At 71.0% G+C, this 14,275-nt stretch carries 13 protein-coding genes; 11 read left to right on the forward strand and 2 right to left on the reverse strand.

Translation table 11 applies throughout. The features are described from left to right. The first annotated feature begins 177 nt into the window (after positions 1-177). On the forward strand, positions 178-1,890 hold the full coding sequence (locus ACEN9V_RS09735; protein ID WP_413600129.1) for an alkaline phosphatase family protein: 1,713 nt from the start codon (positions 178-180) through the stop codon (positions 1,888-1,890). Positions 1,891-1,893: 3 nt separating this feature from the next. Here ACEN9V_RS09735 and ACEN9V_RS09740 read toward each other — a convergent pair whose 3' ends face one another. Beyond that, a complete protein-coding gene (locus ACEN9V_RS09740) occupies positions 1,894-2,751 on the reverse strand; it encodes a DUF1206 domain-containing protein (RefSeq protein WP_413600130.1) in 858 nt (285 codons plus the stop codon). 102 nt (positions 2,752-2,853) lie between these two features. Between ACEN9V_RS09740 and ACEN9V_RS09745 the strand changes: the two genes are divergently transcribed. The 5 genes from ACEN9V_RS09745 to ACEN9V_RS09765 all read left to right on the forward strand — a co-directional run bounded on the left by ACEN9V_RS09745 (position 2,854) and on the right by ACEN9V_RS09765 (position 8,435). Continuing rightward, on the forward strand, positions 2,854-4,245 hold the full coding sequence (locus ACEN9V_RS09745) for a sensor histidine kinase (RefSeq protein ID WP_413600131.1): 1,392 nt from the start codon (positions 2,854-2,856) through the stop codon (positions 4,243-4,245). Continuing rightward, positions 4,242-4,916: a response regulator gene (locus tag ACEN9V_RS09750; RefSeq protein ID WP_413600132.1), complete on the forward strand. Its 675-nt coding sequence runs from the start codon at positions 4,242-4,244 to the stop codon at positions 4,914-4,916. Before ACEN9V_RS09745 ends, ACEN9V_RS09750 begins: the two co-directional genes overlap by 4 nt. Before the next feature lie 88 nt (positions 4,917-5,004). Next, positions 5,005-5,868: a hypothetical protein gene (locus ACEN9V_RS09755; RefSeq protein ID WP_413600133.1), complete on the forward strand. Its 864-nt coding sequence runs from the start codon at positions 5,005-5,007 to the stop codon at positions 5,866-5,868. 142 nt (positions 5,869-6,010) lie between these two features. Next, positions 6,011-7,828 (forward strand): glycoside hydrolase family 15 protein, encoded by a 1,818-nt coding sequence (locus tag ACEN9V_RS09760; RefSeq protein WP_413600134.1) that lies wholly within the window; start codon positions 6,011-6,013, stop codon positions 7,826-7,828. A gap of 10 nt (positions 7,829-7,838) precedes the next feature. Beyond that, a complete protein-coding gene (locus ACEN9V_RS09765) occupies positions 7,839-8,435 on the forward strand; it encodes a DUF1992 domain-containing protein (protein WP_413600135.1) in 597 nt (198 codons plus the stop codon). Between the two features lie 78 nt (positions 8,436-8,513). Here ACEN9V_RS09765 and ACEN9V_RS09770 read toward each other — a convergent pair whose 3' ends face one another. Then, complete coding sequence (locus tag ACEN9V_RS09770; RefSeq protein WP_413600136.1) at positions 8,514-9,194, reverse strand: hypothetical protein; 681 nt, start codon at positions 9,192-9,194, stop codon at positions 8,514-8,516. Between the two features lie 199 nt (positions 9,195-9,393). On the opposite strand from ACEN9V_RS09770, the gene ACEN9V_RS09775 reads away from it, so the two are divergent. The 5 genes from ACEN9V_RS09775 (at position 9,394) to ACEN9V_RS09795 (ending at position 14,257) form a co-directional block, all read left to right on the forward strand. Then, on the forward strand, positions 9,394-11,793 hold the full coding sequence (locus ACEN9V_RS09775) for a phosphoketolase (RefSeq protein ID WP_413600137.1): 2,400 nt from the start codon (positions 9,394-9,396) through the stop codon (positions 11,791-11,793). Between the two features lie 227 nt (positions 11,794-12,020). Then, complete coding sequence (locus ACEN9V_RS09780; RefSeq protein ID WP_413600138.1) at positions 12,021-12,233, forward strand: hypothetical protein; 213 nt, start codon at positions 12,021-12,023, stop codon at positions 12,231-12,233. A 28-nt stretch (positions 12,234-12,261) separates the two neighbouring features. Continuing rightward, positions 12,262-12,945, forward strand: a complete 684-nt coding sequence (locus ACEN9V_RS09785; RefSeq protein WP_413600139.1) for a fumarylacetoacetate hydrolase family protein — start codon at positions 12,262-12,264, stop codon at positions 12,943-12,945. A gap of 174 nt (positions 12,946-13,119) precedes the next feature. Continuing rightward, positions 13,120-14,067, forward strand: coding sequence for a sugar phosphate isomerase/epimerase family protein (locus ACEN9V_RS09790; RefSeq protein WP_413600140.1), 948 nt, complete (start codon positions 13,120-13,122; stop codon positions 14,065-14,067). Positions 14,068-14,077: 10 nt separating this feature from the next. Continuing rightward, the gene (locus tag ACEN9V_RS09795) at positions 14,078-14,257 is read left to right on the forward strand and encodes a hypothetical protein (protein ID WP_413600141.1); all 180 of its coding nucleotides are present in this window, start codon (positions 14,078-14,080) and stop codon (positions 14,255-14,257) included. The last annotated feature ends 18 nt before the right edge of the window (positions 14,258-14,275 follow it).

A 14,275-nucleotide genomic window follows, 5' to 3' on the forward strand; every position in this document is an offset into this window, starting at 1 on the left:
CTGCCCGAGCCGTTGGACGTCGACGTCGTGGAGATCAAGCCGTGACAGCGCGAAAGCCGGGTCCCATCAAAGGACGGGGAGCACCGGCTTCTACTTCTGCACCCTCAACGAAGGCGAGCATCAGCAGTATATCACGGGGCCGTTGCGCGCGGAGGTGGGGTGCGCAACACTGCCGTCATGTCGCCAGACGAGCAGCACTCACGCCGGGCGTTCCTCCGCCGAGCGGGCATCGGTGCCGCCGTTGCCGCCGTCGGTGCGGGTGCCGTCGGCGCGGCGGCGGCGTACGACCGGCACGTCCAGGACGAGCGGTACGGGTTCACCCCGCTGCCGGAACGTCGTGAACCCGGCTTCGACCACGTCGTCGTCCTGATGTTCGAGAACCGGAGCTTCGACCACGTGCTCGGCCGGCTGTACACCGACGACGAGCTCGGCGACGGGCAGTCGTTCGAGGGGCTGCAGTCCGGGACCTACGCGAACACCGCCCCAGACGGCACCGTCGTCCCCGCACACGTCTACGAGGGGTCGACCGACGACGTCATGTCGCAGCCGGACCCCGACCCAGGCGAGTTCTACCCACACGTCAACACGCAGTGGTTCGGTGTGGTCGATCCGGCGTCCAACGAGCGACCCGAGCAGCACGGGTACGCGGCGCCGTACAACGCACCGTCGGACACGAGTGCCCCGCCGATGTCGGGCTTCGTCCACGACTACGTCGTCAACTACCGCATCGAACGCGGCCGGGAGCCCACGGTCGCCGAGTACTCGCGCGTGATGGGCGGCTTCTCGCCCGAGATGCTGCCGGTGTTCTCGACGCTCGCGAAGTCCTTCGCGGTGTACGACCACTGGCACTGCGCGGTCCCCTCACAGACGTTCTGCAACCGGTCGTTCTTCCACGCCAGCACGTCGCACGGATTCGTCACGAACACCCGGGACGGCGGTCCGCAGAAGTGGCTCGACGCCCCGGACGTGCCGACGATCTTCAACCGGCTCGAGGACGCGGGGAAGACCTGGCGCGTGTACTTCGACGCCGAGCAGGTCGTCTCCCTGACGGGGTTCCTGCACGCGCCGTCGATCGAGCGGTACTGGAAGACGAACTTCCGCAGCATGGAGCAGTTCCACGCGGACGCGGCGAACGGCGACCTGCCCGACTACGCCTTCGTCGAGCCCAGGATGGTGTTCGACCACAACGACATGCACCCGCCGCAGAACCGGCCGAAGGTCGTCGAGGTACCGGGCGAGGAGCCGTTCGACAGCGCGATGTCCGATGTCCGGGCCGCGGAGGCCCTGCTCGCCGAGGTCTACGGTGCGGTTCGCGGCGGCCGGTCGACGCGGGGCTCGAACGCGGTCAACACCGCACTCGTGGTGACGTTCGACGAGCACGGCGGCATCTACGACCACGTCCCGCCTCCGGGGGCCGTCCCGCCGTCGGGGAAGCCGGACCCCGGTGAGATGGGGTTCACCTTCGACCGGCTCGGTGGCCGCGTGCCGACGTTCGTCGTGTCCGCGTACACGGAGCCCGGAACGATCGTGAACGACCCGATGCACCACGCCGCGATCGTGCACACGCTGACGCAGCAGCACGGGCTCGAGCCGGTCACGCACCGGGACGCCGGCGCCCGCGGCATCCAGAACGTCCTGAACCGGAAGGTCCCCCGGCAGCCGCAGCTCTGGCCGGACGTCGCGAAGCCGTACGTCCCGCGGAACCCGGAGCGTTCGCGGACGGGACCGGGCGACCGGGAGCGCCGACGGCCGTTGACCGCACCGGGCAAGGGGTTGCTCGGGCTGCTGCTGGCGAAGTACGAGCCGGACGCACCGGAGCCGCAGACGTTCGGCGATGCCCACGACGTGCTCACGAAGCACGGCTTGGGCTTGTTCGGCGACCGCGACTGACGATCAGAGCTTCGCGTACTTCGCGCGGAAGAAGCTGTAGACGCCGAACGCCAGGAACCCGATCCCGATCGCGATCAGGACGAACACCCCGCCGGGCATCCGGTGCAGGGCGTCGAAGGCCCCGTCGAGCCCGGTCGCCTGGTCGGGGTCGCTCCGGAAGGCGGCGACGGCGACGAGCACGCCGACGATGACGACCGCGACGCCCTTCGCGACGTAGCCGACCACGGCGACGACGGTCAGGGGCCGCTCCACGGACTTCGGCGGTGTGACGAGCTGCTTCCGGTACGAGCGGCGGATGCCGATGACGACGAGGCCGATCCCGATCGCGATGGCGATCGCGGCGACGAGCAGCAGCAGGAACACCCCGCCGGGTGTCGCCAGCGCCTGCGCGGCGGCGCTCTTCGTCGACCCGGACGAGCTCTTGCCGGCACCGAGCGCGTACGACCCGGCCGAGTACCCGATGACGCCGTAGACGACGGCCTTGCCGATGTTCTTCGCCCGGTTCAGCCAGGCCCGGGTGGTGTCCGTGCGGCCGCCGATGACCGCCTCGAGCACGAGGCGCAGGCACAAGGCCGCGGTGCCGACCGCGACGATCCAGAGCAGCACGACGCCCCCGGGGACCGCGGCGAGCTGCGCCAGTGCTCCCGACTGGTCGGTCTCGCCGGACTGCGATCCCTGCGAGCCGCTCCCGGCCGCGGCGTCACCGACCCCGAGCAGGATCGCCAGGTACCCGATGAGCAGGTGCACGACGCCGCTGCCGACGAACCCGCCACGTGCCAGCAACTCGAACCAGCGGCTGTCAGCGGCGCGTCTCGCCTGTCGTCCGGTCTCACGGGCAGCGTGCTCGGCGGTGTCGCTCATGCCAACGACACTGCCCGTCGGCGCTGGACGTGTCCGGCAGACGAGCGGACGCGTCGCCGCGTCGTCGTCGGCGGACGACATGCGACGACTAGCGTGGCGGGCGTGCAGAGACGACGGGTGTCGAGCAACGCGGCGTCGACCGCCGACGGCACGGTCGTGGTCGTCCGCGCCGATCCACGCCGCCGGCCGCGTCGCGCTGATGTCCCGTGGCGACGTGTCCTCACCGGGGTCGTCGTCGCCGCGGTGGTCGGCGGGCTGCTCGTCGCGACGGCCGGGACCCTGGTCTCGCAGCGGATCGCCGAGTGGCTCGCGGTGCGGAACGCGACCACGGACACCGCGACGCTCGCTCGCGCGGTCATCGAACCGGGACTGGACGACGCGATCGCCGACGAGACAGCGGACGCCGCCGAACGGACGGCCGCGCGGGACCGGTTGGCCACCGCGGTGGACCACGCGCTCCCCGGTGACACGGCGGTGCGGGTGAAGGTCTGGGACCGGGACGGCACGATCCTCTGGTCGGACGAGCCGCGCTTGGTCGGCGAGCGCTTCACGCTGTCGGGCGACGACCTCGACGCGCTGCTCACCGACGAGTCGGACGCCGAGGTGTCCGACCTCGACGAGCCCGAGAACCGGTACGAACGCGGCGATGGACCGTTGCTGGAGGCCTACCAGGCGGTGCACACCCCGTCGGGCCGTCCGCTGCTGTTCGAGGTCTACTACCGCTACGACGACGTCCTGGCGAGCGCCACTCGTCTGCGCTCCGCCTTCGCGGGGCTGGCGTTCGGGACGGTCGGAGTCGTCCTGGTGCTCCTCGTGCCGGTGCTGCTCTGGCTGCTCGTCCGGATCCGGGACGGCCAGCGCGAACGGGAGCGGTTGCTCGTCCGTGCCCTCGACGCCCAGGCCGAGGAACGCCGGCGGCTCGCCGCGGAACTGCACGACGGCGCCGTGCAGGACGTCGCCGGTCTGGCAATGTCCCTCGGAGCGGCCGGGGACCCGGCTCTCCGCGAGGCCGCCGGCACCCTGCGAGGCGCCGTCTCCTCGCTGCGCTCGTCGCTCTCCGCGATCCGACCGGCAGCGCCGGAACAGGACGGCCTCGGCAGGGCGCTCGACGATGCCTGCGCCCGAGCCAGGAGCGTCGGGCTCGAGACCGTCCTCCGGGTACCCGACCCGGTCACGGCGAGCCCGGCCGCGCTGCACGCGGTCGTGCGATTCGTGCGCGAAGCCGTCGCGAACACGGTCGTGCACGCCCGGGCGACGACGGTCAGGGTGACGATCACGTCGACCCCCGTCGAGTTGGTCGTCGCGGTCTCGGACGACGGCGTCGGGTTCGAGGCGGACAGCGTCCTCGCGCAGCAGCGGGACGGCCACCTCGGCACCACGATCCTGCGGCAGCACGCGATCGACGTCGGCGGATCGCTGACCCTCCGGACCGCCCCGGGTGCGGGCACGACATGGGAGCTCCGCGTCCCGACGGACACCGAGGCGATCGCATGAGGGTCATGGTCGTCGACGACCACGCGCTCGTCCGCAGTGGTCTCCGCGCAGTGCTCGGCATGACGGACGACTGCACGGTCGTCGGCGAGGCCGGAACGGGCGAGGAGGCGCTCGACCTCGCCGCCGAGGTCGCGCCGGACGTCGTCGTGATGGACCTGTCGATGCCGGGCATCGGCGGGGTCGCCGCGACCGCGGAACTCCGCGCGCGGTTCCCGGGGCTCCGGGTGCTCGTGCTGACGACCTTCGCCGACGACGATCGCGTCCGCGCTGCACTGTCGGCGGGTGCGACGGGGTACCTGCTGAAGGACGCGGCCCCCGACGACGTCGTGCGAGCGGTCCGTGCGGCAGGGCGCGACGAGGTGCCGATCGATCCGCGGGTGGCCCGCTCGCTCCTCCCGCGCATGCGCGACGCCGACACGAGCGACGTCGGCCCCAGCGACAGGAACACCAGCACGAGCAACCCGCGCACGAGCGCCTCGGGCCCCGACATCCCGCCACGGGAACGCGACGTCCTCGTCCTCGTCGCCCGTGGCATGTCGAACAAGCAGATCGGGACGGCCCTCGGCATCGCGGAACGCACCGTCAAGGCCCACCTCGGCAACGTGTTCCGACGGATCGGCGTCACCGACCGGACGAGCGCCGCGCTCTGGGCCCGCGACCACGGGTACTAGCCCGAAGGTCCGATGGCGCCGCGGACAGGCGCACCGCAGGATCGACAGCGTGGGCGACGGTCGCCCGCACTGCCCCCTGGAGGTCCCCATGTCCACCGCACCCTCCCGTCGTGTCGCCGGCATCGCCGCCGCCGTCGCAGCGGTCACGATCGCCGCCGTCGCCCTGGTGGGCGTCGCGCCCGCCAGCGCGTCCGGCAAGACGTCGACCGGCGGCGACTACGCCGTCACGATCAACGGCACCACCACGAACCCGGCGAGCGGCAAGGACTTCAAGGCGAAGGACCTCGCGGTCTCCGGCACGATCAAGGTCCGCGGGATCCACAACGGGTTCGACATCCGCGTCGCCGACCTCGGCGTGTACGACTACACGCTCACCGGCGCCCCGGACACGCAGCGCATGGTGACGAAGCCGACCGTGGTGTTCGCCTCGAAGATCCCCTCGCTGACCGCGGCGCAGCTGTCCGGCACGAAGCTGTCCCAGCTCGAGGTGCGCGACGACACCCTCACCGCGATCTTCGCCACGGGTGCCGGGAAGTTCAAGATCCAGGCGAAGGACGGCGCACAGGGCGGCATCTTCCAGATGGAGACCGAGTTCGCCGGCCCCGTCACCTTCACGCACACGCTCGGCGCCGGCCTGTTCTACTTCACCAACCCGTACACCGGCAAGATCAACTTCGGTGACGGCACCCCGGCCGTCACCTCGGGCTCGGGCTCGCACCAGATGCTCCTCGGCAAGGACTCGCCGCAGGTCGCGACGAAGACCTCGCAGACCGCGACGACGACCACGTGGACGGTCCAGCCCGGTGGTCGCCTCGGTGGCGTCCTGGGCGAGGACGCGGTCGAACTGAGCGCCGGTGCGACGAACTGCACCAGCCAGTGCCAGGCACAGAACCAGATCCGCGGATCGCTGCCGGTCCCGCCGGACCCGGTGGACCCGACCCCGCTCGGCTGAGCGGACACGTCCGGTCTCGACCCGGCGACGGACGGGAGGCTCGGTGCCAGCCGGCACCGAGCCTCCCGTCGTCCTGGCCGCTGCGCGCAGCCGGGGTACGGCCGGAGCGGCTCGCCTCAGGCACCGCGGGCAGCATGGGTGCATGTCGCAACGCACCCGAGACACCCCCGACGTCGACCAGACCGCGGATCGGACCGACGGGTACGCGCCGCTCCGGTCCTACGCGGCGATCGGCGACGGCCGCACCGTGGCGCTCATCGCCCGGGACGGCCGGATCGACTGGCTCCCGATCCCGTCGATGGACTCGCCGCCCGTGTTCGCGAGCATCCTCGACGCCGAGGACGGCGGACACCTCGCGCTGCGCCCGGTCGACCTCGACGCGCACGTGGAGCGCGAGTACCTCCCCGGGACGAACGTCCTCGTCACGACGTGGACGACCGACACCGGTCGCTGCACCGTGACCGACGCGATGGTCACCGGTGTCGCCGGACGCCTGCCGTGGGCCGAGATCGGGCGCTGCGTGCAGGGCGTCGAGGGGACGGTGGAGCTCGAGTGGGCCGTGGTCCCCGGCACGCTGCTGAACACCGCGGAACCGAAGCGACTGGACACCGTCAACGGCTCGGTGATCGGCGTCGACGGCGTGACGATCGCGATCGTCGAGAAGGGCTTCGACCCGGTGCACGAAGACGGCCCGCGCTTCTCCGGTCGGTTCAGCACCGCCGAGGGCTCGAAGCACATCCTGACGATCGTCGGCACGCTCGACGAACCGATCTTCCTGCCGGAACCCGAGCTGACCATGCAGGGCATCGACCGGACCATCGAGAACTGGTCGACCTGGTCGAAGGAGTTCGACTACGACGGTCCGTGGGCGGACGCCGTGCAGCGGAGTGCCCTCGCGCTGAAGCTCCTGATCTTCTCCCCGACCGGGGCGATCGCCGCTGCGCCGACGACGAGCCTCCCCGAGGACCGGACCGGCGGGAAGAACTGGGACTACCGGTTCGCCTGGGTCCGCGACCTGTCGTACACCGTGCACGCGCTGGATCGGTTCGGGCTGCGGGAGGAGACCCACGCCGCGGTGTCGTGGGTGATGCGCACGATCGCCAAGCACGACGACGGCATGCCGATCTTCTACACGCTCGAGGGCGAGGTCAGCAACGAGGTCCAGGAACGCGACGTCCCCGGCTGGAACGGCATCGGACCGGTGACCGAGGGCAATCGTGCGTCAGACCAGCTGCAGCTCGGCGTCTGGGGCGACGTCTTCGAGATCATGCGCCAGTACGTCCGGCAGGGCAACGTCCTCGACCGCAAGACCGCTGCGGTGCTCGAGGGACTCGCCGACGACGCGTGCAAGCAGTGGGAGAAGGCCGACGCCGGCATGTGGGAGCTGCAGGAGACGCAGCACTACACCGCCAGCAAGATGGGCTGCTGGCAGGCACTCGACGCCGCCATCGAGCTGCATGACAACGGGCAGATCCAGGGCTCCCGCGACAAGTGGGACGAGAACCGCGGGCTCATCAGGGACTGGGTGTCCGAGCACGGGTGGAACGAGGAGCTCGGCGCCTACACGATGTACCCGGACACGGACGCCCTCGACACCTCGGTGCTGCTGCACGCGATGAGCGGCTTCGACCGCGGCCCGCGCATGGAGTCCACCATCGAGGCGATCCAGGCGAAGCTGCAGCACGGCCCGCTCGTGTACCGGTACTCCGGGCTGGAGGACGAGGAGTCCCCGTTCGTCGCGTGCTCGTTCTGGCTCGCCGCGGCGCTCGCGTGCACCGGCCGGGTCGACGACGCGACCGCGCTGATGGACGAGATGGTGGACCAGGCGAACGACGTCGGACTGTTCAGCGAGATGCTCAGCGCGGTGGACGGCGACTTCATGGGCAACCTGCCGCAGGGCCTGTCCCACCTCGCGCTCATCCAGGCGGCCTTGACGATCGAGGAGTTGTCAGGCGCATGATGGTCTGACGATGAACGACGTCGACGCACGGATGGACCGGCTCAGGAGGGCCGCCCGCTACCGGTACCAGCAGCTCGTGGAGAGCGAGATCGAGCGGGGCTCCCTCGATCCGGACGAGGTGCGTGAGGAACGGCGGCTGCTCAAGGCGGCCGACGTCGCCGCGCACGCGAGGGCCCAGATCGAGGAGGCCGAACGCCGCGGGGTGTTCGAGGGCAACCCGTACCACGGCAAGCCCCTGCCGGGGAACGACGGGCAGCACGATCCGGACTGGTGGATCAAGTCGAAGATCGAACGCGAGGACATCCGTGGGATCGCCCCGCCTGCCCTCGCGCTCCGCACCGAGGACGCCGAGCTCGACGACGCCCTCGACGCGCTCTCGGTGGAGTCCGACGTGCGCGATGTCCTCGTGGACTTCAACGCCCGCGTGAAGGAGGCCCGTCGGCAGCTCCTCGGCGGGCCACCGGTCGTGACACCGCTCCGGGACGTCGACGCCGAGATCCTCGCCTGGCGATCCAGACGGGAGGCCCGTCTCGCGTCCGCAGCGCAGGCTGCGGAACAGTTGCGGCTCGAGTCCCGGCCACGGCGCTGGTGGCGCCGGCGCGGCTGAGCCGACCGGAGCCTCCCGTCCGCAACGCCAGAAGGCGCCGCTCCGTCCGGAGCGGCGCCTTCTGGCGATCTGTCGTGCTTACTTGATCTTGGCGGTGATGGTTGCGGTGCCGACGAGGAGGCCGCTCTTGACGGCGTCGGTCTTGAAGGTGCTGTTGAGCAGCTTCGCGGCGTCGCCGGAGACGTGGACGGTGGTGCCGGTGAGGATCGCGTTGTCACCCTCGAGCTGCAGCGGCTTGAGGGTCCCGCCGTGCAGGCTGAACAGGTACGCGTTCGCTGCGGCGACCTGCCCGTTGACCAGGACGTCACCGTAGAGCTTGGACGAGCCCGGGTTCACCACGAAGTTCTCCAGCGTCACGGTCGTGTCCCCGGCCTTCAGGGTCAGACCCGAGTCGTCGTGGTTCAGCAGGCCCTGCACGTACGGACGGTACTTCCCGTCCGGGCTCCAGTAGGTGACCGAGCCGGAGGTGATCGGGAACGACACGGCACCGTCGGCGAGCTTGGCGTTGCCGGACACACCCGGGGTCAGCTTCAGCGCGGTGAGGGCGTCGGTGAAGCCGGAGTCCAGGGCGACGGAGGTGTCGCCACCGAGGACCTCGGGAACCGACGCGACCGGTGCGGGGATCTTCGACGACGACGACGCGACCGTGTGGATCGCCGGGGTCGACGCGTTCGCGGCCGTGACACCGAACGCGGCACCGCCGAGGACGAGGGCACCCGTCGTGGCGAGGGTGATGGTGGTCTTGAAGGACTTGCGCATGAGGGTTGATCCTTTGCTGTGGTGGGCTCCTCCGGCACGCTCCTGTGCGTACGCCGGCTGGGTGTTTTCAGATCGCCGGCCGAACTTGACCGGAGAGCGCCCTGGGCATTTGCCCTGTGCAGATGATTCGGCACCCCTCGGAGATCGGATTGGACGAGTTTCTTGGTCCCTTCCGGGGGGCGGTCCGTACCGTGGAGGAATGGCGACAGAGCAGCTGCAGAGCACCGAACGCATCCGGGCGATCGACGCGTGGTGGCGGGCCGCGAACTACCTGACCGTCGGGCAGATCTACCTGATGGACAACCCGCTGTTGTCCCGTCCGATCGAGCCAGAGGACGTCAAGCCACGCCTGCTCGGGCACTGGGGCACCTCGCCGGCGCTCAACCTCGTCTACGCGCACTGCAACGCGCTCATCGCGTCGTCGGACCGGCAGATGCTCTACGTGTGCGGCCCCGGACACGGCGGACCGGCGATGAACGCGAACGCCTGGCTCGACGGCACCTGGCAGGAGCTGTACCCGGGCACGACGCTGCAGCAGTTCTTCCGGCAGTTCTCGTTCCCGGGCGGCATCCCGTCGCACGCCGCGCCGGAGACCCCTGGGTCGATCAACGAAGGCGGCGAGCTCGGCTACTCCCTGGCGCACGCGTACGGGGCGGCCCTCGACAACCCGGACCTCGTCGTCACGTGCGTGGTCGGGGACGGCGAGGCGGAGACCGGTCCGCTCGCCGGGTCCTGGCAGGCCCACACGTTCATCGACCCGGTCGCCGACGGTGCCGTGCTGCCGATCCTCAACCTGAACGGGTGGAAGATCGCGAACCCGACGGTCCTCGCCCGCATCCCCGGCGAAGACCTGACCGCGTACTTCCGCGGGCTCGGGTACGACCCGATCGTCGTGGACTCCGCCCGCGTCGACGACGACCCCTTCGCGGTGCACGCCCTGTTCGACGGGGCACTGCGCCGGGCCCTCGCGACGATCGACGACATCCAGGCCGCCGCGCGAGGACAGGCAGCACGCGCGGCGGCCGGTGAGATGGCCGGCGCTGCGGACCTCCGACCGCGCTGGCCGATGATCATCCTCCGGACGCCGAAGGGGTGGACCGGGCCGAAGGAGGTGGACGGACAGAAGGTCGAGGGCACGTTCCGCGCGCACCAGGTCCCGCTGCCCGCCGTCCGCACCGACGACGGGCACCGGGCGCAGCTGCAGGAGTGGATGGAGTCCTACCGTCCCGACGAGCTGCTCTCCGAAACCGGCGACGGCATCGGACTGCTCGAGGCGATCCGTCCGTCCGGCGACCTGCGCATGAGCGCGACCCCGCACGCCAACGGCGGGCGCATCCGGACCGCTCTCGACCGTCCGCCCGTGACCGACTTCGGGGTGCCGGCCGGATCCCCGGCGTCCTCCACCAGCACCCTCGGACCGTGGGTCGCGGCCCTGACGTCACGGAACCCGTCGTCGTTCCGCCTGTTCGGGCCGGACGAGACGATCTCGAACAAGCTCGACGCGGTCTTCGACGTGACGAACCGCGTCTGGCGTGCCGGCAACGGCCCGGACGACGAACACCTCGCGCCCACCGGCCGGGTGATCGAGATCCTGTCCGAGCACCTGCTCGAGGGGATGCTCGAGGGCTACGTCCTGTCCGGGCGGCACGGCATCCTGAACACGTACGAGGCGTTCGCCCACATCATCGACTCGATGGCCGGGCAGTACACGAAGTGGCTGGAGTCCTCGGCGGAGATCGACTGGCGCGCGCCGGTGTCGAACCTCACGATCCTGCTGTCGTCGCACGTCTGGCGCCAGGACCACAACGGGTTCTCACACCAGGACCCCGGGTTCCTCGACGTCGTCGCGTCGAAGCAGCAGGACCTGGTCCGGATCAAGCTCCCCGCCGACGCCAACACGCTGCTCGCCGTCGCCGCGCACGCGATGGAGACGACCGACCGCATCGAGGTCATCGTCGCGGGGAAGCACCAGGAGCCGGTGTTCCTGTCGATCGACGACGCCGTCGCGCACGCCGCCGCCGGGTCGGGCGTCTGGGACTGGGCCGGGACCGAGGACGCGATCGGGCACGCGGACGTCGTGCTCGTCTCAGCCGGTGACGTCCCGACCGTGGAGACCGTCGCCGCGGCCGACCTCATCCGCCAGCACGCCCCCGACGTCGGCGTGCGGGTCGTGAACGTCGTCGACCTGCTGTCGCTCGGCGATCCGCGGAAGCACACGCACGCCGTGTCGGACGAACGCTACGACGAGCTCTTCCTCCCCGGCACGCCCGCGGTGTTCGCCTTCCACGGGTACCCGGCGCTCGTGCACCAGCTCACCTACCGCCGACACGGGCACGACGACCTGCACGTGCACGGGTTCCTCGAGCGGGGCACCACGACGTCCCCGTTCGACATGCTGATCCGGAACGAGATGGACCGGTTCGCGCTCGCGCACGACGCGCTGACGCGGGTGGCGGACGGGTCCGACCGGTTCGCGCCGCTGCTGGCGCGGCTGACCGAGGCCCGGGACGCGGCACGCGCACACGCCTACACGAACGGCGAGGACCACCCGTCCGTCGCCGACTGGCACTTCTCGGGGTGGCCGCAGGACGACGCCTGACCGTCCAGCGCTCCGGCGAAATACGGAGTTCTTGGCACACCGCGACCAGTGGTGGAAGCGTTGGTCGTGGGTCGTCGATCGGGCGTTCTCGCTGACGGCACGTGATCGAGCCGCTGCGTCGATCATGGCGGAAGCGCTTGCAACGCGCGGCTGGACGACCGACGACGACACCGACATGTTCGATGTGGTCCGCACGCACAGCCCCGGCCCGAATCAGGAGGAAGACGATGATCTCCAAGCTCAGCGACCATGAGTTCAAGCGCCGCCTCGACGACGCCGAACTCTGCATACCGCGACTCCTCGAGAGCGAGTACTACCGCCCGATCATGATCGCGAAGGGCAGGGACGTCGAACTCGCGGAACTCCGTGCCGAGTGGCGGGAGCGACAGGAGCGCGCCCGGGCGCGCAAGCTCAAGTACGAGGCGTCGTTCGCCGACTGACCACCGGGCGCCGTGCCACGCTGGGAGGGTGTCCGACCTCGTGATCCCGGCCCCGCCCGTCCCCACCGTCCCGACGTCGACCGGCGAGCGCTTCCCGGTGCGGCGGGTGTTCTGCGTCGGGAGGAACTACGCCGCACACGCCCGCGAGATGGGCCACGACCCGGACCGCGAGCCGCCGTTCTTCTTCACGAAGCCGGCCGACGCGATCGTGGTCGACGGCGCCGACACCCCGTACCCGACGATGACCGGGCAGCTGGAGCACGAAGTCGAACTCGTGGCGGCAATCGGCATCGGCGGAGCGGACGTCCCCGTCGAGTCCGCGCTCGACCACGTCTGGGGCTACGCCGTCGGGCTCGACCTGACCCGGCGCGACCTCCAGGCAGAGGCGAAACGACTCGGGCGCCCGTGGGACCTCGCGAAGGGGTTCGACGCATCCGCGCCGATCGGCGTGCTCGTCCCGGCAGCGACGGTGGACCCGACCCGCGGCGCGATCGCACTCGACGTCGACGGCGCACCGCGGCAGCGCGGCGACCTCGCCGACCAGATCTGGTCCGTCGCCGAGGTCATCGCGACGCTCTCCCGGTTCGTGACACTCGCGCCGGGCGACCTCGTGCTGACGGGCACCCCTGACGGCGTCGGGGCGATCGACCGCGGCGCCGTGCTCCGGGGGACGATCGACGGCATCGGGACGGTGTCGACCCGCATCGTCTGACGACGGTCGCGTTTCGTGCACGTCACGGCGACCTGGGAGCACTCGGAGCCGCGGAGCGTATCACTGTCGGTGACGCCGTGTCGGGAACCGGCGTCGTGGTTCTCATCGACAGGGACAGCGGGACCGAGCACGGTCAGGACGGCCCCCGCGCGCCCGGAGACGGAAGGTGGCGACGTGATCGAACACGACCTGCTCGCGACGTCCTGGACGTGGGACGGCGACGAGCCCATCGACGAACGGGTCCGTGCGGTCGGTGACGCCGGGTTCGCCGGCATCTCCCTCGCGCTGGACGACCTGCACGAGGTCCGCGCCACCATCGGCTTCGCCACGCTCCGACGCATGCTCGACGACGCCGGCATCGTGTGGATCCAGCTCGGCACGCTCGGCAACTGGTGGACCTGCACGAGCCGCACCACCGGCGAGGACGCCGACCGCGGGGTCCTCCTCGAGGCGGCGGCATCCCTCCGCGCGTGGCAGGTGGTGGCGCGCGCCGACGTCACGCTCCCCGGCGTCTCCCCCGCGGCGATGCTCGACGACTGGGTGGTGCTCGCGACCCAGGCCGAGAGCGTCGGCGCGCAGCTCGTGCTCGAACCGGAACCGTGGTCGAACCTGCCGACGGTCGAGCGGGCATCCCGCTTCGTCGCGGCCGCCGGACACCAGAACAGCGGCCTGCTGCTCGACGCGATGCACGCGCTGCGCGGCGGCTCCACCCTCGCGTCGATCCGACAGGGCATCGCCCCGTCGACCCTGGCCGCGGTCGAGCTCAGCGACGGACTGCTCTCCACCCCGAGCGGGATGACGCTCGCGGACGAGTCGCGCGACGGCCGGTACCTCCCGGGCGCTGGCGCCTGGGACATCCCCGGGTTCATCCGCGTCGCTCGGGAACTCGGGTACGACGAACCGTGGGGTGTCGAGGTCCGGACCCCTGCGCACCGAGCGCTCCCCATCGCCGACGCGCTGCGGACGGCAGCCGCAGCGACCCGGGCGGTGCTGGACGCCGCCGATGCGTACGGCGCTCCGGCTGCTCCCGCGATGCCGACGTCTCCTGCCCCGACCTCGGCGGTCGACTACGAGCCGCAGCACCGTCCGCGTCGGGAGACCGGTTCAGGGACGCCCGCGTAACGTCGCCGGCATGAGCGATCAGGCACCCCACGCGGACGAAGCACTCCTGCGCGAGTCGCAGCAGGCGATCGACGACGCCAAGGCCGCAGCGGCCGACGTCGTCGAGCCGGACGAGGACGAACTCGTCGACGAGGGTCTGCCGGTCGCGGACGACGCCGAGCCGTCCGACGGCCCCGCTCCGGCGGCTTGACCGACCCCGGCGACCCGG

Source organism: Curtobacterium sp. Curtsp57, from assembly GCF_047324335.1.
Taxonomy (GTDB): domain Bacteria; phylum Actinomycetota; class Actinomycetes; order Actinomycetales; family Microbacteriaceae; genus Curtobacterium.

What these genes read in the sequence shown, in the direction of transcription:
- ACEN9V_RS09755 (WP_413600133.1), top strand. Translation starts at nt 5,005, where the DNA reads ATGTCCACCGCACCCTCCCGTCGTGTCGCCGGCATCGCCGCCGCCGTC.
- ACEN9V_RS09775 (WP_413600137.1), top strand. Translation starts at nt 9,394, where the DNA reads ATGGCGACAGAGCAGCTGCAGAGCACCGAACGCATCCGGGCGATCGAC.
- ACEN9V_RS09795 (WP_413600141.1), top strand. Translation starts at nt 14,078, where the DNA reads ATGAGCGATCAGGCACCCCACGCGGACGAAGCACTCCTGCGCGAGTCG.
- ACEN9V_RS09740 (WP_413600130.1), bottom strand. Translation starts at nt 2,751, where the DNA reads ATGAGCGACACCGCCGAGCACGCTGCCCGTGAGACCGGACGACAGGCG.
- ACEN9V_RS09770 (WP_413600136.1), bottom strand. Translation starts at nt 9,194, where the DNA reads ATGCGCAAGTCCTTCAAGACCACCATCACCCTCGCCACGACGGGTGCC.
- ACEN9V_RS09780 (WP_413600138.1), top strand. Translation starts at nt 12,021, where the DNA reads ATGATCTCCAAGCTCAGCGACCATGAGTTCAAGCGCCGCCTCGACGAC.
- ACEN9V_RS09735 (WP_413600129.1), top strand. Translation starts at nt 178, where the DNA reads ATGTCGCCAGACGAGCAGCACTCACGCCGGGCGTTCCTCCGCCGAGCG.
- ACEN9V_RS09760 (WP_413600134.1), top strand. Translation starts at nt 6,011, where the DNA reads ATGTCGCAACGCACCCGAGACACCCCCGACGTCGACCAGACCGCGGAT.
- ACEN9V_RS09765 (WP_413600135.1), top strand. Translation starts at nt 7,839, where the DNA reads ATGAACGACGTCGACGCACGGATGGACCGGCTCAGGAGGGCCGCCCGC.
- ACEN9V_RS09750 (WP_413600132.1), top strand. Translation starts at nt 4,242, where the DNA reads ATGAGGGTCATGGTCGTCGACGACCACGCGCTCGTCCGCAGTGGTCTC.